The following is a 16,210-nucleotide window of genomic DNA, read 5'->3' on the forward strand; positions in this document are numbered from 1 at the left end:
GGCCTGGCGCCCGGCGTGGGCATTGCGCGGTCCGGCCTGGCGCCCGGCGTGGGCATTGCGCGGTCCGGCCTGGCGCCCGGCGTGGGCATTGCGCGCGGCCCGACCCGGTGATCGGCTCCTCGTCCGGCCCTGGTTGGCTGCCCGCATGACCATGACCAGGGGCAGATCCGCGCGGGTGTGGGGTGGCGGCGCCGGGCACCGGTTCTACAGCGTCGTGGTCTTCGTGCTGCTCGCCTCGCTGGACAACGTGGCGATTGGTCTGGTGCCGCCGCTCTACGGCGCGATCGCCGACTCCTTCGCGGTGCCGCAGCGCCTGCTCGGCCTGGTCACCGCAGTCAGCTTCCTGGTCAGCGCGGTGGCAGCGGTCGGCTGGGCATACTTCGGTGACCGCACCAACCGCAAGCCGCTGCTCATGATCGGCACGTTGATCTGGGCGGCCGGCACCGGTGGCAGCGGCCTGGCCGGAAACTATTCCACGTTCCTCGCCGCGCAGTTGCTGGCGGCGATCGGGCTCGGCGCGGTCGGGTCGGTCGGCTTCTCGGTCGTCACCGACCTGATCTCGCCCCGCCGTCGGGGCCTGGTGATGAGCTTCTGGGGGCTCTCTCAGGGCATCGGCACCCTGGCCGGCACGCTGGTCGGCGGGCTGCTCGGCGCGACCGACTGGCGCCGGCCGTTCCTGCTGCTCACCGTCGTCGGCCTGGCCGCCACTGCGGCGTACCTGTTCACGTACGACATCCGGCGCGGGCAGAGCGAACCGGAACTGGCCGATGCGCTCGCCACCGGCGCCGAGTACGACCACCGGATCAGCCGGGGCGACCTGCCGGTCATCCTCGGGCGGCGGACCAACCGTTGGCTCGTTTTCCAGGGTCTCACCGCCCAGGCCGCGTTCGGCTCGTTGGTCTGGCTACCCGTGCTCTTTGCCGAACGGGCCCGGGACCAGGGTTACTCGTCGTCCACAGCGATCATGGTGGGCAGCGTCTTCGCCACCCTGTTCCAGCTCGGCGGGGTGCTCTCCATCGTGGGCGGCCTGGTCGGCGACGCGCTGCAACGGCGTACGCCCTCGGGTCGGGCCCTGGTCGCGGCGGTCGGCATCCTCGCCGCGGTCCCGTTCTACCTGGTCCTGTTCTTCGTGCCGATGCGCATCGACGTGCCCGACGGCGCCGGGACCGGCGCGGTGGTGCGAGCGGTGGTGAGCAGCGTGTTCACCGAGCCCACCGTCGGGCTGAGCCTGCTCGCCGCGCTCCTCGCATTGGCGCTGACCTCGGCCAACTCGCCGAACTGGTTCGCGTTGATCGCCGACGCGAACCCGCCCGAGCATCGCGGCACGGTCTACAGCCTGGGCAACCTGGTCAACGGGGTCGGCCGGGCCGCCGGCAACGGCCTGGTCGGGGTGGCCTTCCACGCCCTGCGGTCGGCGTTCCCACCGCCGCTGAACTACGCGGTCGGGCTGGCCGCGTTCCAGCTCTTCTTCATCCCCACCGGCATCATGTACTGGCTGGCCGCCCGTAGCTCGCCCAAGGACATCGCCGACGTGCGCCACCTCCTGCACACCCGCGCCCAAAAGCTGTAGGAGACGAAAGGAAGGGCCCCCTTTTAACGCCTCCGGTAGAGGAAGGGCCCCCTTTTAACAAAGTGCGTCCGGCACGCCGCCGTGTCGGCCGAATGTTAAAAAGGGGCCCCTGCTATACACCAGGCGTTAAAAAGGGGCCCTTCCTTACACCTCGACCCAGATGGTGGTGTCGGTGGGGACCTGGTTGTCGGGGTCGAGCGGGCCGCTGCTGTGCAGCAGTTTCCCGGCGGGCGGCGGTACGGCGGCGGCGCCGAAGTTGGTCAGTACGACCAGGTTGCCGTTGCGGAACGACAGCACCTCGTCGCCGGAGGAGAGCCACTCCAGGGTGCCCCGGCCCAGCCCGTGCTCGCGCCGCAGGTGAAGCGCGCTCCGGTACATGTCGTACGTCGAGCCGGGCACCCCGCGCTGGCGGTCCAGCGCGTACTCGGCCCAGATCGGTGGCTGCGGCAGCCAACTGGCGTCGGTCGGCCCGAAGCCGTACGACGGTGCGTCGGCCTCCCACGGGATCGGCACCCGGCAGCCGTCCCGGCCCCGCTGGGTGTGTCCGCTTCGCTCCCAGGTGGGGTCCTGGCGGGCCTCGTCGGGCAGCGTGGTGTGCTCCGGCAGGCCGAGTTCCTCACCCTGGTAGAGGTAGGCCGAGCCGGGCAGGGCGAGCATCAGCAGGGTGGCCGCCCGAGCGCGGCGCAGGCCGGTCGCCCCGTCCGGCTGCTCGTCGCCGATGCCGATGCCGTTGGGGCGGGCGGTGCCGATCGGCAGCCCGAGCCGGGAGGCGTGCCGCACCACGTCGTGGTTGGACAGCACCCAGGTGGTGGGGGCACCGACGGCGTCGGTGGCCTCCAGCGATCGGGTGATCACGGCGTACTGGGCGGGGGCCGTCCACGAGGCGAGCAGGTACTCGAAGTTGAACGCCTGGTGCATCTCGTCCGGGCGGACGTACCGGGCCAGCCGCTCGACCGGCTCCACCCATGCCTCGGCCACCAGGATCCGCTCGCCGGGGTAGCCGTCGAGCAGCCGCCGCCACTCCCGGTAGATCTCGTGTACGCCGTCCTGGTCCCACATCGGCGGGCGGGGCTTCTCCGCCTCCTGCCCGGAGAGGATCTCCTGCGGCTCGTGCCAGTCGGCCAGGTCGGCCTGCTTGACCAGGCCGTGCGCCACGTCGACCCGGAAGCCGTCGACGCCACGGTCCAGCCAGAACCGCAGCACGTCCAGGAACTCCGCCCGCACCTCGGAGTTGTCCCAGTTCAGGTCGGGCTGGCCGGGGTCGAACAGGTGCAGGTACCACTGCCCGTCGGCGACCCGGCTCCAGGCCGGCCCGCCGAAGACGCTCTGCCAGTCGTTGGGCGGTTCGGCGCCGTCCGTCCCACGACCGTCGCGGAAGATGTAGCGCTGCCGCTCGGCGCTGCCCGGCGCGGCGGCCAGGGCGGCCTGGAACCACCGGTGAGCGCTGGAGGTGTGGTTGGGCACCAGGTCGACGATGACCCGCAGACCACGGGCCCGAGCCTGGGCGATGAGGTGGTCGGCGTCGGCGAGCGTGCCGAAGAGCGGGTCGACGTCCCGGTAGTCGGCCACGTCGTAGCCGGCGTCGGCCTGCGGTGAGGGGTAGAACGGGGAGAGCCAGATCGCGTCGACTCCCAACTCGACCAGGTGGTCGAGGCGGGCGGTGATGCCGGGCAGGTCACCGATGCCGTCGCCGCCGGAGTCGGCGAACGAGCGTGGGTAGATCTGGTAGATCACCGCCTCGGTCCACCAGCCGGTGGCAGGGGCGGCGGGCTGTTCCTGGTGCGTCGCGGTGTCGTTCAGGGCGTGCTCCCATGCTCGAGCCGGCAGGTCCGCCGGGCTGCTGTCGTTCAGTGTGCCCGCGCCGGTGCGGTCGATTCACGCACGACGAGCCGAGTGGGCAGGATCACCGGTGCCGCCGTTGTGCTCATGCCGGCCTCGGGGCTCCGCCCGGCGAGCGGATCCAGCAGCATCTTCGCCGCGAGCCGGCCCTGCTCGGCGGCGGGCTGGGCGATGGTGCTCAGGCCGAGTACGCCGGAGAGAGCGTGATCGTCGATGCCGATCACGCTGACGTCCTGCGGGACCCGCAGACCGGCCTCCCGCAGCGCGGTCAGCGCCCCCATCGCCATTTCGTCGCAGGAGGCGAAGATGGCCGTCGGCGGGTCCCCGCGGCGCAGCAGTTCCTCGGTGGCCCGGGTGCCGCCGTCGATGTCGAAGCTGGATTCCACGTCGAGCGCCGGGTCCGGCCGCAGTCCGGCCGCGCGCAGCGCCTCCTGATAACCCCGGCGTCGGTCCAGGTGCGCGCTGAAGGCGAGTTCGTCGTCGGGGTCGCCGGAGATGTGCGCGATCCGCCGGTGGCCCAGCTCCAGCAGATGCCGGGTCGCGGTCCGCGCCGCGGCCACATCGTCGATGCGTACGCAGGGCCAGCCCGGCACCTCGGTGCCGGAGCTGATGGTGACCCCGGGCAGGTCGAGTGCGGCCAGGGCACTCATCTCCGCGGCGCGCAGCGGGGTGGCGACCAGCATGATTGCGTCCACCCGCTTGTGCAGGGCGGCGGTGCGCAGCAGTCGCTGCCGGTTTCGCTCCCGCCCGCCGAGGTTGTGCAGCAGCAGGTCGTAGCCGGCCTCGTGGAGGAAGTCCTCGACCGCCTCGACGACCACACCGAAGAACCATCGGGTGATCCGGGGGACCACCACGGCGACGCTGCCGGTCCGGCCACCGGCCAGCCGCGAGGCGCTCGGCGACACGGCGTACTGCAACTGCTCGGCTGCGGCCAGCACCCGACGGCGGGTGGCCGCCGACACCGTCGGCAGTCCGCGTAGCGCCCGGGAGACGGTGGCCGTGGAGACTCCGGCCAGCCGGGCGACGTCGTCGATCTTCGTCACACCAACCCCGATCACGCCCGTGTGGTGCCGCCGCCGCGTCGGCGGCGGCACCACGAGGGATCAACCCTTGACGCTGCCGGCGAGCAGCCCACGAACGAAGTAGCGCTGCAGGGACAGGAACACGAGCAGCGGTACGACGATCGAGACGAACGCTCCCGCGGTCAACCGTTGCCACTCGTTGCCCCGGGTGCCGGCCAGTTCGGCCAGGCGGACGGTGAGTGGCGCGGTGACGTCGCTGCCGCCAGCGAAGATGAGCGCGACCAGCAGGTCGTTCCAGACCCAGAGGAACTGGAAGATGCCGAACGCGGCCAGGGCCGGCGCGACCAGGGGCAGGACGATGGTGCGGAAGATCCTGGGGTGGGTGGCCCCGTCGACCCGGGCCGCCTCCATCAGGTCCTTCGGTAGCTGCGATATGAAGTTGTGCAGCAGGAACACAGCGAACGGCAGTGCGAAGCAGGTGTGCGCGAACCACACCTGCGCGAAGTTCTGCGCGCCGTCGAGGTTCCAGGCGGGCAGCAGGGTGACGCCGCCCAGGCTGACTCCGCGCGAGAAGAAGCTCAGCAGCGGCACCAGGGCCATCTGCAGCGGCACGATCTGTAGCGCGAAGATGCTGATGTACACCCAGTCCCGGCCCCGGAAGTTCATCCACGCCAGCGCGTACGCGGCCAGGGACGCGAAGGCGAGCGGGAACAACACCGACGGCAGGGTGATCACCAGCGAGTTGATGAAGTAGCTGGCGAGCTGCCCGGACGAGGAGGACTGCCCGAACAGTACGTCCTGGTAGTTCTCGAGGGTGAATTCCGGGTTGCCGAAGAAGTTCCACCAGCCGGTGGTCTTGATCTCCGCCTCGGGGCGAAGCGATGAGACGAACAGACCGAAGGTCGGGATGGTCCAGACGATCGCGATCACGATCGCGACCAGGGTGGCGATGCGACTGTTCAGCCGCCTGCTCACCCGGGCGGCCCGGGTGGACCGCTGCTCGGTGGCCTGGGTGCCGATGGCAGCCGGGGGAGTGGTGGTGGTCATCTCAGCCCTCCCGGCGCTGTTGACGCAGGTTGCGGATCTGGAAGATCACGATCGGTACCACCAGGACGAAGAGGAAGACCGCGAGCGCGGAGCCCTGCCCGTTCTCGCCGTACCGGAACGCCTGGTTGTACATCTCGTTGGCGATCACGCTGGTGTCGTAGTTGCCGTTGGTCGCGGTACGGACGATGTCGAAGACCTTCAGCGTGGCGATCGAGATGGTGACCACCACCACGATCAGCGCGGGTCGGATGCTGGGCAGGGTGATCTGCCGGAACATCTGCCACGGGTTGACCCCGTCGAGGCGGGCCGCCTCGATGATGTCGGACGGGATGGCCTTGATCGCCGCGGAGAGCACCACCATGGCGAAACCGGCCTGGATCCACACCATGATCACGATGAGCAGCAGTGTGTTCAGCGGTGAGTCGAGCAGCCACTGCCGGGGTTCGCCGCCGAGGCTGACCACGATCTGGTTGAGCAGGCCGATCTGTTCCTGGTCCTCGCCCCGGTAGGCGTACACGAACCGCCAGATGATGCTGGCACCGACGAACGAGATCGCCATCGGCATGAAGATCAGTGACTTTGCCAGCGACTCCAGCCGGGCCTTGTCGACCAGTACGGCGTAGAGCAGGCCCATGGCGGTGGCCACCAGCGGGACCAGGGTCACCCAGACCAGCGTGTTGAGCAGCACCCGTACGATCGCGTCCTCGGCGAACATCCAGCGGTAGTTGTCCAGGCCGACCCAGTTCTGGCTGCTGCTGTCCATGAACGACAGCAGGGTGGTCCGGATCGCCGGGACGACCAGGCCGATCAGGAGCAGCAGCACCGTCGGTAGCAGGAAGAAGAGCGCGAACAGCCCCTCCCGGGGCTTGGTTCGGCGAGGCAGTGGGGCCCCGCTGACGGACGCCGCGACGAGTTGCGCCTCCCGACGCCGGGCGAAGAACGCCGGTACCGCGTCGAGCAGGACGAGCAGGCCGCCGACCACCACCGCGAAGGCGACCAGCCCCCACAGCAGCATCATGAGTTTCGGGGCCTGGTCGGCGAAGTCGAAGTTCATCAACCCTCCCAGGGAATGGAGCCGGCGGGCCGGTCCGCGCGCGCGGACCGGCCCCCCACTGGGCTCACTTCCAGCTGCCCTCGATGCCCTGGAGCACGGTGGCGGTGTCCTTGCCGTTGATCCAGTCGACCATGCCCTTCCAGAAGGTCCCGGCGCCGACGGCGGCGGGCATCAGGTCGGAACCGTCGAACCGGAAGACCGACTTCTCGTCCTGGAGGATCTCCACGGAGAGCTTGTCGATCGGGTTGGCGACGTTGGCCAGGTCGAGCTTCTTGTTCGCCGAGACCCAGTCGCCGATCTTCGCGCGGCTGTTGGCGTGCTCACCCGAGGCGAGGTAGGTCTGCACCGCCTGCACCTCCGGGCGGTCGCTGAAGGCGACCACGAACTCGCCGCCGCCGAGCACCGGCTTGCCCTTGGCCGGGTCGATGGCCGGGAAGTAGAAGGCGAAGACGTCGCCGTCCTCGGCCACCCTGGTGCCCGACGGCCACTGGTTGGCGTAGAACGACGCCTGCCGGTGCAGCGCGCACTTGCCCTGCGTGATCGGTACGCCGGCCTCCTGGAAGGCGGTGGTGGCGATGCTGCGTACCCCACCGAAGCCGCCGTTGACGTACTTCTCGTTCTTCAGGATGGTGCCGGCGCGGTCCACCGCCTCGGCGATCCGCGAGTCGTTGAACGGGATCTCGTGGGTGGTCCACTGGTCGTAGACCTCGGGGCCCTGCGTACGCAGCAGCACGTCCTCGATCCAGTCCGTGGCCGGCCAGCCGGTGGCGTCCTGGGATTCGATGCCGGCGCACCACGGCTTGACGCCGCTGTCCGCGATCGTGTCGCTGAGCTTGATCATCTCGTCCCAGGTGGTCGGGACGGTCCAACCCTTCTCCTGGAACATCTTCGGCGAGTACCAGACGAACGACTTCACGTTCGACCCGAGCGGCGCGCCGTAGAAGGTGCCGCCGACGGTGCTGTACTTCAGCCAGTCGGCCGGGTAGTTCTCCTCGGCCATCGCCTTGGTCTCGGCGCTGGCCGCCTTGATCTGGCCGCGCTCGGCGAACCGCTGAAGCAGACCCGGCTGCGGGATGAAGGCGATGTCCGGGGCGTTGCCGCCGTCGGCGCGTACGGGCAGCTGGGCCTCGAACTCGCCACTGCCTTCGTGGTTGATGTCGATCCCGGTGCACTCCTCGAACTGCTTCCAGGACTGGTCGAGCCGATCGGCCTCGATCTCCCGGATCGACGAGTAGATGCTGACCTTCTTGCCGTCGTGGCCCTGGTACTTCTCATAGGGGGCGCACTCGGCGGAACCGGCGTTGCTGCTGCCACCCTTGTCGTTGCTTCCGGTGCCGCACGCGGTGGCGGCGAGCGCCAGCCCGATCGCGCCAGCGATCGCGAGGGCCTGGCGTGGCCTGGCGTGGAACGCCATGCCGTCCTCCTTCCTAGCCGGCGCTGGCCAGGGTTGCATCCGGTTGACCTCGCGCCGGTCCGATGGGCGTTTCCACATGTAAGCGCTTGCATGAGGCGTGGTCCAGCCCTAGACGGACACGACCGAGTAACAATCCGGAGACCCGCTGGCTGTGGCTGAGCACGCTCCCACAGGCGGAAGGGTGCCCGTCGATGGGGTCGGGCAGTCGATGCGGCTGGCCGCGACGGGGACCACCACCGGCCGCCCTCTCGCCGGGTTCGCTGGCTGAGGTCAGCGGTTCAGCTGCCGCACCGAGTAGTTGAGCGCGGCGGCGAAGGTGACCCAGGCCCAGTAGGGCGGCATGAGGGCCGCTGCGGGCCGGCTGGTCCGCCGGTCACGACGCCAGAGACGCCGAGGCCGCCGTGCCGGTGGCTCCGGTCGGGAGGACGGAGATCCGGTCACGACGACCCCGGCGGTCCGGTACGCCGCGGCGCCCTGCGCCGCAGCGTCAATTGAAGATGCTGACACCACCCGGGCCGACCAACAGCCCGACCACGATGAGGACGATGCCCCACAGGATCTGCCGGCGGAACAGCGCGAGCACGCCGGCGACCACCAGTACTACTGCGAGAATCCAGAGAATCAGCTCCATGTTTGCGAAATACCCCCGGCCCCGATTCCGGAAACCTGGGCCTGATCAAGGTGATCGCCCAGATGGAAGATGCTGTACGCCTGCTTGATCACCGGGTGGGCGACGTTGCGCACCCGTACTCCGCCGGGGGTGGTGCCCCGCTCCGAGCCGTGATGCGCGTGTCCGTGCAGAGCCAGCGCGGTCGGCGCCGAGTCGATCGCCTGCCCGAGCTGGTAGCTGCCCAGGAAGGGGTAGATCTCCAACGGTTCACCGGCGAGGGTGTCCGGCACGGGCGAGTAGTGTGTCAGCGCCACCAGCAGGTCACAGTCCAGCGAGTGCAGCGCCTGGGCCAGCCGGTCGGCGCTCTCGGTCGTGGTGCGGACGAACGCCTTCATCTCCGGCTCACCGAAGTCGCTGGCGCAGCGGCCGGCGAAGCCGCCGCCAAAGCCCTTGACCCCCGCCACGCCGAGTCGCCCGCCGGGGGTGTCGAGCACCACGCCGCTGCCCTCCAGCACGGTGATGCCGGCCTCCTCCAGCACCCCGACCACCTGCGGCACCTGGTCGCACTGGTGTTCGTGGTTGCCCAGCACGGCGATGACCGGCACGCCCAGGCCGCCGAACTCCCGCGCCACGCAGCGCGCCTCGGCCTCGGTCCCGTGCCGGGTCAGATCACCGGCGAGCAGCAGTACGTCGGCGTTGCCGGGCAGTTCCTCCAGTGCCGGCCGGAACCGACCGACCACGTCCTCGTCCAGATGCACGTCGCCCACGGCGGCGATCCGGATAACCATCGAACCTCCCTCAGGGCAGTTGCTCGATCTCCGTGGGCGCCTGCGTACGGATCACCCCGATATCGCTGGTGATCGGCACGTCCGGGAAACGTTCGGAGACCCGGCGCAGGATCTCGTCCCGCCGATGAACGCTCTCGACCTCGCCGTACAGCACGAGGGCACGTTCGGTGCGGACCACGCTGATGCCCTGTTCGGCGACGGCCGGATCCTCGGTGAGCAGCCGGTGGATCTCCGCCTCGACGTACTCGTCAGGTGGCCCGGTGCCGAGGTCGCGGTGCCTGGTCACGGTAATCCCCTCCCGTCGGCGGTGCCCGGTTGCGGCACGACCTCCAGCCTCTCCAGCAGCACCAGAAATGCCTCGGCGTACGGCGAGTGCTGCGTTTCCTTGCGTACCCGTTCCCAGTCGATCTGCTCTCGCAAGGACCGGGCGAGCGGCAGCCCGCGCGCGAAGTCGCAGTAGTGCTGGGAGAAGCTGAGCAGTTTGTGCACCATCAGCTGGGTGGCCGACAGCACCGGCATGTGGATGGCGTCGACCGAGCGGACCACCGTGTCGGCGAAGGTCTCCTCGGTCACCGGCGTCTCGATCGGCCGGTGGATCAGGTCCACCATCCGGCCGCCGTCGTAGACCTTGACGAGCCAGTCCTCCGGCGGCCGCTCGGCGGTGAAACCGGCCGCCACCAGCGCCTCCAGCGCGGCCTCCACGTCCGGCTCCCGGATCAGGAAATCGACGTCGTGTTCGCTGGAGTGCCCGCCGTGCGCGTAGACGGCGAAGCTGCCGCCGAGCGCGAACGGGATGTCGGCCTGTTTGAGCACCGCGGCGACCTTCTTCAGGGTGTGCAGGAGAGTCTCGTCGTCGCGCTCGGCCATCTCGCCTCTCCCGTCGACTCGTCACCGGGTGGATGACCGACCGGTACCCGGCATTCCGGTCGTCCACACCTGAGCGGCTTGCGGAAGGGCGCGAACAGCATCTGAAGGGATTAACCACGCGGGTTGCGTGCGTCGGCCCGATAGCCTGTCGAGAGTGGCCAGATCAACGCGAGTCAGGCGGTCGGTGCGGGCAGGCGTGACAGGCAACAGACCGCGACTTCGCACGGTGGCGCTGATCGGCATCGACGGCTCGGGCAAGACCACCCAGGCGCGTCACCTCGCCCAGATGCTCACCGTGGCCGGGCACCCCGCCACCTACCATCGCAACGCTGGCGGCCGGCGCTGGTTGGGCCGGGCGGCGTACCGACTGGGACGGCCGGACGCCCAGGCGCTGCTCGGGCGGACCGGGATGCTCGTGGTGGAGTCCGTGTTGCGCTGGCTGGCCATCGCGAGCGCGCTGCTCGGCGGCCTGCTGAGCGGCCGGGTGGCGGTGATGGACCGCTACGCCGCCTGCCAGTACGCCAGCCTGCGGGCACACGGCGGGACGCAGCGCTGGGAAGGGCTGGTCCGTGCCGCGTACCGGCTCTTTCCGCGACCGCAGGTGACGTTCCTGCTCGCGGTGGACCCGACGGAGGCGTACCGGCGGATCGAGCGGCGCGGCACCGACCACGAGAGCCTGGGTTACCTGACCGCCGCCGACCTCGCCTACCGCACCCTGCCGGAGTACCCCACCTTCGTGGTGATCGACGCGGGCCGGTCGGTGCAGGAGGTGGCCCGGGAGATCCAGGGCTATCTGGCCGGCTGGCTGGCGGCCGGCGGCGGGCCGGTCGGCCGGCCCTCGGGGTGCGACAGGTCGCGGATGGTCGTCCCGGCGCCGCCGGGACTGATCCCGGCTCAGGCCCGACCGTAGACCGGCACGGCAGCGCCGCTGGTCGGCGCGGACTCGTCCGAGGCCAGGAAATGGATCACCGACGCGATCTCGGCCGGCTCGACCCAGCGAGAGTGATCGGCGTCGGGCATGGCGGCCCGGTTCGCCGGGGTGTCGATGACGCTGGGCAGGACCGTGTTGCAGCGTACGCCGGTCGCCTTGTACTCCACCGCCACGGCGGAGGCGAAGGCGAGCACCGCGGCCTTGGCGGTCACGTAGCCGGCGACGCCGGGAAAGGGATTGAGCGCGGCGCGGGCCGCGACGCAGACCACCGCGCCGCCACCGGCGGCGACCAGGTGCGGCAGCGCCGCCCGGGTGACCAGATGGGTCGGGCGCAGGTTGAGGGTGAGCATCCGGTCGAACTCGTCGACCGGGGTCTCGTGCACCAGGCCGGTGCTGGCGTACCCGCCGACCAGGTTGATCACGGCGCGCAGCGGCGCCTCCGGGTCGCGGGCGGCCACCTCGGCCGCCCGCGCCGCGTCGGTCGGGTCGGTGAGGTCCGCGACCAGCCGGACCGGCGCGTTGGCGCCCGGGTCGGTGGTCACCGTCGGCGGTCGGCGCTGTGGTGCGACCACCCGCCAGCCCGCCTCGACGAACACGGCGCTGACCGCCGCGCCGAGCCCGCCCGTACCCCCGGTTATCAGCACACTGCGATCCGCCATGGACACACGCTATTACGTGACGGTGCCGACATCTCGCCCGGAGCCCACCTGGCCCCGCCATCGCGACCATCGGGCCCACCGATGCGACTGGTGTGCCGGAGCGGGCATAGGAGCGGGCCGTCGATTGTTCAACTGGGCGTGGGGTATTACCACCGGCGTGGATGAACCAAGCGGTCCCCGTACGCGTATTTGGCAGTGACCAGGATCGCAGCACGGCGGGTGACCCGGGTCGCTGTGCCCGTGACCAGGCAATGTTGCCATGGAAATGGGACGGCCGGCGATCCGCGTCGACCCGTCGACCTCACGGATTACCTGTCAGCGTCGGCGGGCAGGGTGACAGCAAACATGGACCGTACTCTCAGCTGATTATCAGGCATTCGTGACACTTTCGAACCATGACATGGAATCCCCGACACGTCTCATCTGTTGTGTAGGTGTCAGCACCGGTGGGCACAGCGGAGGTTACGGGGGAGGGCTGATGAGCGTGGAGACGGCTAGGAACCGGGCAACCGGCGCGAGCGAGGGGACCGTGGGCAACGTGGACAAGAACATCGGTATGCGAACCGACGAGGTCGCCGAGGAGCGCGACCTGGTCGGAGTCTACCTGCACGAGATCTCCCGGACGCCGCTGCTGGACGCCGCCAAGGAGGTCGACCTCTCCAAGGCCATCGAGGCGGGCCTCTACGCCGAGCACCTGCTCGGCGAGGACCGCGTCCCTGACGATGCCACCCGGACCGAACTGGCCTGGCTGGTGGCCGAGGGGGAGCGGGCCAAGGACCTGTTCATCCGGGCCAACCTGCGGCTGGTCGTCTCGATCGCCCGGCGCTACGTCCGGTCGGGCATGCCCATGCTGGACCTGATCCAGGAGGGCAACACCGGCCTGGTGCGGGCGGTGGAGAAGTTCGACTACGAGCGTGGCTACAAGTTCTCCACCTACGCGACATGGTGGATCCGGCAGGCGATCAGCCGGGCCATCGCCCAGCAGGAGCGCACCGTGCGACTGCCGGTGCACCTGGTGGAGGACGTCAACCGGATGCGCAACATGGCCCGCCAGCTCACCCGTGAGCTGGGCAGCGACCCGGAGCCGGAGCAGATCGCGGCGGCCCTCGGGGTGACCGTCGAGCGGGTCAACGAGCTGGTCCGCTGGTCGCAGGACACCGTGTCGCTGGACACGCCGGTCGGCGACGACGGCGACACCAACCTCGGCGACCTGGTCGCCGACAGCGACGCGCCGTCGCCGGAGGACATTGTTCTCACCGGGCTGGAGCGGCAGCGGATCGAAGGGCTGCTCAACCACCTGGACGACCGCTCCGCCGGCATCATGCGGGCCCGCTACGGGCTCGAGGACGGCCGGGAGCACTCGCTGACCGAGGTGGCTTCGCGGTTCTCGCTGTCCCGGGAGCGGATCCGGCAGCTGGAGATCCAGGCGCTCGGCCGGCTCCGGGAGCTGGCCCGTGCGGAGGGTCTGCAGGCGGCCTGACCTGATACTCATGACGACGAACGGCCGGCGTCCCACAGGGGACGCCGGCCGCTCGTCGCTCTGCTGGGAGGGCTCAGCGGACCCGGCCGTAGCCGTACGGCGTCATCAGATCCACGTTCCGCTTCTCCACGTTGCGCCCGAAGGTGGGCGCGTGGATGACCTGCCCGTCGCCCACGTAGATCGCCACATGGCCGAGACTGCGGTAGAAGACGAGGTCCCCGGGGCGTAGCTCGCTGCGGCTGATGTGTGCCACCACGCCCCACTGCATCCGGGTGTTGTGCGGCAGCTGCTTGCCCGCGGCCCGCCAAGCGGCCGAGGTCAGTCCCGAGCAGTCGTAGCCATTCGGCCCGTCCTGACCCCAGGCGTACGGCTTGCCGAGCGCACCGTAGGCGTACCGGACGGCGGTGCCGGCCCGGCCGGAGACGGCTGGTGCGTCCTCAACGCTGTTCGACCGGTTGGCCGGGCGCTCGGTGGCCCGGCCGTACGCCTGCCGGCGCAGTTCGTACAGCCTGTCCAGGTCGCGCTCGATCCGTCGCTTGGTCGCGCTCAGTTCCTTGGAGCGCGCCGCCTGCTGGCTGAGCGTTACGTCGAGCCGGGTCTTCTCCTCGAGCAGCCGCTGCTGGTCGGCCGTGTAACCGGCGATGCTCGCCTGGCGCTGCCGGGTGAGGTGATCCAGCGTGCCGAGCCGGTCGAGCACCGACACCGCGTCGCCGCCGTGCAACAGCGCGTCGACGGTGCCGAGGTTGCCGGTCTTGTACGCGGTGGCGGCCATCTCGCCCACGTCCGCCCGGCTCTGCGCGGCCTGCTGCTCGAGCGGGCCGATCCGCTCCCGCAGCCGATCCACGGCGACCCGGTTCTCCTTGATCTTTTCGCGTAGCTCGTTGTGGGCCTCCACCACCCGTTCCAACTCGGCGGAGGACTTTTCGATCCGCCGGGTGAGTTCGGCGGGGGACGGCTCGGCCCTGGCCACCGTCGCTGGCGCGACCAGCACCAGCGTGAAGGCGGCGAGCGTCAGAGCACGCAGCGTGTGTATCAGGGGCGACAAGAGCTCGAGTGCTCCTCTCCCAGGGCCGTCGCGGGCTGCTGAGGCCCGGCGGCGGCACCGACCCGGTGCCGTCCGGATGGACGGCGGCCGACCGGGCCGACCCGCCCAAGGTAGTACGGGGCAGGTGTCATCCGCAGGGAAAGGCGAGACCGGTGGGAACCCTGAGACGAAGCTCATTCGGTTACGGTGGATAGATCCGGTTATCAACCAAATGCCGGAAGGGTCGCTCTCGACACATGACGCCGGTCCGCTGACGCCGATGACCGACAAGCCGGACTTGGGTCCCGAATCCTCACCGAGCCGGTCCGCCGAGAAGGCCGGTGACCACGGGAAATGTCCCGGCGCAGGTGGCGAACGGTGCACACAATGAATCGCACGGCCGCACATTCCCGTCCATCCGGCATTCGATGGGCAGGCGGGCGGGACCGGCCCGGCCTCACCGAGCGTGAAGGGAGGGGCCGTGGATCCTGACGGTACGACGACGCGAACGCCTCGCTCACCGCGCGGCACCGCCGGCCGAGGGCCGGCGCTGATCTACGCCCGACCGGGCATCATCGTCACGGCGGACCGGTTCACCGTGGGCAGCACCAGTTGGCGGATCGCCGAACTGACCCACCTGCACACCACCCGGGGACCACACGACCGGGTGGCGGTCCGCGCCGTCCTGGTCTCGACAGCGATGATCGTCGGTGCCGGCCTGGTGCTCGGCTTCACCGGAGGGCTGCAACGGCTCACCGCCGGGGCGTACCTCCTGCTCGGCGCCGTGTTTCTGGTGCCGGTGCTGCTCGCCGCCGCCGGCGACCGGTGGCGCCCGCCGGCCTACGAGCTGTGGGGCCGACGCGGCGACACGGAGGAGCTGCTGTTCAGCAGCGACGACGAGCAGCAGTTCGGCCAGGTGACCCGGGCGTTGCGCCGGGCGCGGGAGATGAACAGCTACGGCGGCTGGGACGACCCGCTCGCCACCGCGCGCCCGTGGCGGCCGCAGCGCTGAACGGTCGGCGATGCTGACCGCTCCCGTTGGCCTGCCGGCTAGCCGGCGACCGGCTCCGGGGCCTGCTCGCGTTCCCGCTGCTCGGCGATGACCAGGGAGCTCACCCGGCGCTCGGCCCAGAACGAGAGGAACGGCACGGTGCCGGCCAGCATCACCAGGACCATGCGCTTGAGCGGCCAGTTGGCTCGCCGGGACAGATCGAAGGCGGCGACCAGGTAGACCATGTACAGGAAGCCGTGCGCCTGGCCCACGGTCTCCACCACGACCGGGTTGTCGAAGCCGTACTTCAGCGGCATGCCGATCACGACCAGCAGGATCAGCACCACACCGACGATCCAGGCGATCACTCGGTAGCGGGTGAGGGCAGCACGCACTTCTCGTCCGTCCTTCCGGGCCGGCTCAGCCGGGGTAGTCGCCGGGCTTGGCGCCCGGGTTGGCGTTCAACCATGACAGGTAACGGTTGTAGGCAGCCACGTCGGCGTCCTCCCCGCCGTCGTCGACGGCGACCCGGGTGACGCGTACCGGCCGGCGGACCACCGGTCGCGGCCGGCCCGCACCGCCGCCCTGCTCGGTGGCGGTCGGGCCGGTGCCCGAGGCGTGCGACTCGCCGGTCGTCGTCGCCCCGCGCAGCGCGTGCTTGACCTCACGCCACCAGACGAACACCACGAATCCCGCGAAGATGGGCCATTCCACCGCGTAGCCCCAGCTGATCGCGTTCCCCGCGGCGGCCCGGCTGACCTGCCACCAGCCGAGCCCGAGGAAGGACGCCACCAGCACGACCATGGCCACGTGGCGAGCTATCCACGCCGGGGTCCAGAGCCGCTTCATGCGACGAGGGTACCGCCCACGGCCGCTGCTCTCCGACGACGTGTCGTAGTGGTGGCGTTGGTTTG

General features: G+C 70.2%; 17 protein-coding genes and 1 pseudogene. 4 read left to right on the top strand and 14 right to left on the bottom strand.

The window, feature by feature from the left end; genetic code table 11:
• Positions 1-145 precede the first annotated feature (145 nt).
• Positions 146-1,570: an MFS transporter gene (locus tag Vqi01_RS13295; RefSeq protein WP_204035080.1), complete on the top strand. Its 1,425-nt coding sequence runs from the start codon at positions 146-148 to the stop codon at positions 1,568-1,570.
• Positions 1,571-1,714: 144 nt separating this feature from the next.
• Here the strand turns inward: Vqi01_RS13295 and Vqi01_RS13300 are convergent, their stop codons facing one another.
• From Vqi01_RS13300 to Vqi01_RS13345, 10 genes and pseudogenes are all read right to left on the bottom strand, one after another.
• Positions 1,715-3,370, bottom strand: coding sequence for a glycoside hydrolase family 13 protein (locus Vqi01_RS13300; RefSeq protein ID WP_204035167.1), 1,656 nt, complete (start codon positions 3,368-3,370; stop codon positions 1,715-1,717).
• A gap of 47 nt (positions 3,371-3,417) precedes the next feature.
• Positions 3,418-4,452 carry a LacI family DNA-binding transcriptional regulator gene (locus Vqi01_RS13305; protein WP_204035168.1) on the bottom strand — a complete coding sequence of 345 codons (1,035 nt, stop codon included), beginning with the start codon at positions 4,450-4,452 and terminating at the stop codon, positions 3,418-3,420.
• A 60-nt stretch (positions 4,453-4,512) separates the two neighbouring features.
• Positions 4,513-5,478 carry a carbohydrate ABC transporter permease gene (locus Vqi01_RS13310; protein WP_204035081.1) on the bottom strand — a complete coding sequence of 322 codons (966 nt, stop codon included), beginning with the start codon at positions 5,476-5,478 and terminating at the stop codon, positions 4,513-4,515.
• A gap of 1 nt (position 5,479) precedes the next feature.
• Positions 5,480-6,532, bottom strand: a complete 1,053-nt coding sequence (locus Vqi01_RS13315; RefSeq protein ID WP_204035082.1) for a carbohydrate ABC transporter permease — start codon at positions 6,530-6,532, stop codon at positions 5,480-5,482.
• Between the two features lie 64 nt (positions 6,533-6,596).
• A complete protein-coding gene (locus Vqi01_RS13320) occupies positions 6,597-7,946 on the bottom strand; it encodes an ABC transporter substrate-binding protein (RefSeq protein WP_204035083.1) in 1,350 nt (449 codons plus the stop codon).
• Between the two features lie 270 nt (positions 7,947-8,216).
• Positions 8,217-8,315 (bottom strand): annotated as a pseudogene (locus Vqi01_RS13325) (tryptophan-rich sensory protein); the annotation flags it as partial.
• Positions 8,316-8,433: 118 nt separating this feature from the next.
• Entirely contained in the window at positions 8,434-8,577 is a 144-nt protein-coding gene (locus tag Vqi01_RS13330) for a GPGG-motif small membrane protein (RefSeq protein ID WP_189045814.1), read from the bottom strand.
• Positions 8,568-9,344 (bottom strand): metallophosphoesterase family protein, encoded by a 777-nt coding sequence (locus Vqi01_RS13335; RefSeq protein ID WP_204035084.1) that lies wholly within the window; start codon positions 9,342-9,344, stop codon positions 8,568-8,570. Before Vqi01_RS13335 ends, Vqi01_RS13330 begins: the two co-directional genes overlap by 10 nt.
• 10 nt (positions 9,345-9,354) lie before the next feature.
• Positions 9,355-9,630 carry a hypothetical protein gene (locus tag Vqi01_RS13340; RefSeq protein WP_204035085.1) on the bottom strand — a complete coding sequence of 92 codons (276 nt, stop codon included), beginning with the start codon at positions 9,628-9,630 and terminating at the stop codon, positions 9,355-9,357.
• Complete coding sequence (locus tag Vqi01_RS13345; protein WP_204035086.1) at positions 9,627-10,211, bottom strand: nucleotidyltransferase; 585 nt, start codon at positions 10,209-10,211, stop codon at positions 9,627-9,629. The genes Vqi01_RS13340 and Vqi01_RS13345 overlap by 4 nt, the downstream gene beginning before the upstream one ends.
• A gap of 154 nt (positions 10,212-10,365) precedes the next feature.
• Here Vqi01_RS13345 and Vqi01_RS13350 point away from each other — a divergent pair, with 154 nt between their 5' ends.
• Positions 10,366-11,121 (top strand): dTMP kinase, encoded by a 756-nt coding sequence (locus Vqi01_RS13350; protein WP_372444353.1) that lies wholly within the window; start codon positions 10,366-10,368, stop codon positions 11,119-11,121.
• On the opposite strand, the gene Vqi01_RS13355 is transcribed toward Vqi01_RS13350, so the two are convergent.
• On the bottom strand, positions 11,106-11,801 hold the full coding sequence (locus tag Vqi01_RS13355) for an SDR family NAD(P)-dependent oxidoreductase (RefSeq protein ID WP_204035088.1): 696 nt from the start codon (positions 11,799-11,801) through the stop codon (positions 11,106-11,108). The genes Vqi01_RS13350 and Vqi01_RS13355 overlap by 16 nt on opposite strands.
• A gap of 478 nt (positions 11,802-12,279) precedes the next feature.
• Between Vqi01_RS13355 and Vqi01_RS13360 the strand changes: the two genes are divergently transcribed.
• Positions 12,280-13,281, top strand: a complete 1,002-nt coding sequence (locus tag Vqi01_RS13360; protein ID WP_204035089.1) for a sigma-70 family RNA polymerase sigma factor — start codon at positions 12,280-12,282, stop codon at positions 13,279-13,281.
• Between the two features lie 73 nt (positions 13,282-13,354).
• On the opposite strand, the gene Vqi01_RS13365 is transcribed toward Vqi01_RS13360, so the two are convergent.
• Positions 13,355-14,326, bottom strand: coding sequence for a C40 family peptidase (locus Vqi01_RS13365; RefSeq protein WP_204035090.1), 972 nt, complete (start codon positions 14,324-14,326; stop codon positions 13,355-13,357).
• A gap of 460 nt (positions 14,327-14,786) precedes the next feature.
• Here Vqi01_RS13365 and Vqi01_RS13370 point away from each other — a divergent pair, with 460 nt between their 5' ends.
• Positions 14,787-15,317, top strand: a complete 531-nt coding sequence (locus Vqi01_RS13370; protein ID WP_204035091.1) for a DUF6232 family protein — start codon at positions 14,787-14,789, stop codon at positions 15,315-15,317.
• A gap of 38 nt (positions 15,318-15,355) precedes the next feature.
• On the opposite strand, the gene Vqi01_RS13375 is transcribed toward Vqi01_RS13370, so the two are convergent.
• Complete coding sequence (locus Vqi01_RS13375) at positions 15,356-15,691, bottom strand: DUF3817 domain-containing protein (RefSeq protein ID WP_204035092.1); 336 nt, start codon at positions 15,689-15,691, stop codon at positions 15,356-15,358.
• Between the two features lie 25 nt (positions 15,692-15,716).
• Entirely contained in the window at positions 15,717-16,145 is a 429-nt protein-coding gene (locus Vqi01_RS13380) for a hypothetical protein (protein ID WP_204035093.1), read from the bottom strand.
• Positions 16,146-16,210: the final 65 nt, after the last annotated feature.

The organism is Micromonospora qiuiae (assembly GCF_016863555.1).
GTDB lineage: Bacteria > Actinomycetota > Actinomycetes > Mycobacteriales > Micromonosporaceae > Micromonospora > Micromonospora qiuiae.

Bases quoted from the DNA above. Each gene is read 5' to 3' on its own strand.
- Vqi01_RS13345 (WP_204035086.1), bottom strand. From the start codon at position 10,211: ATGGCCGAGCGCGACGACGAGACTCTCCTGCACACCCTGAAGAAGGTC.
- Vqi01_RS13380 (WP_204035093.1), bottom strand. From the start codon at position 16,145: ATGAAGCGGCTCTGGACCCCGGCGTGGATAGCTCGCCACGTGGCCATG.
- Vqi01_RS13295 (WP_204035080.1), top strand. From the start codon at position 146: ATGACCATGACCAGGGGCAGATCCGCGCGGGTGTGGGGTGGCGGCGCC.
- Vqi01_RS13360 (WP_204035089.1), top strand. From the start codon at position 12,280: ATGAGCGTGGAGACGGCTAGGAACCGGGCAACCGGCGCGAGCGAGGGG.
- Vqi01_RS13310 (WP_204035081.1), bottom strand. From the start codon at position 5,478: ATGACCACCACCACTCCCCCGGCTGCCATCGGCACCCAGGCCACCGAG.
- Vqi01_RS13315 (WP_204035082.1), bottom strand. From the start codon at position 6,532: ATGAACTTCGACTTCGCCGACCAGGCCCCGAAACTCATGATGCTGCTG.
- Vqi01_RS13320 (WP_204035083.1), bottom strand. From the start codon at position 7,946: ATGGCGTTCCACGCCAGGCCACGCCAGGCCCTCGCGATCGCTGGCGCG.
- Vqi01_RS13335 (WP_204035084.1), bottom strand. From the start codon at position 9,344: ATGGTTATCCGGATCGCCGCCGTGGGCGACGTGCATCTGGACGAGGAC.
- Vqi01_RS13330 (WP_189045814.1), bottom strand. From the start codon at position 8,577: ATGGAGCTGATTCTCTGGATTCTCGCAGTAGTACTGGTGGTCGCCGGC.
- Vqi01_RS13355 (WP_204035088.1), bottom strand. From the start codon at position 11,801: ATGGCGGATCGCAGTGTGCTGATAACCGGGGGTACGGGCGGGCTCGGC.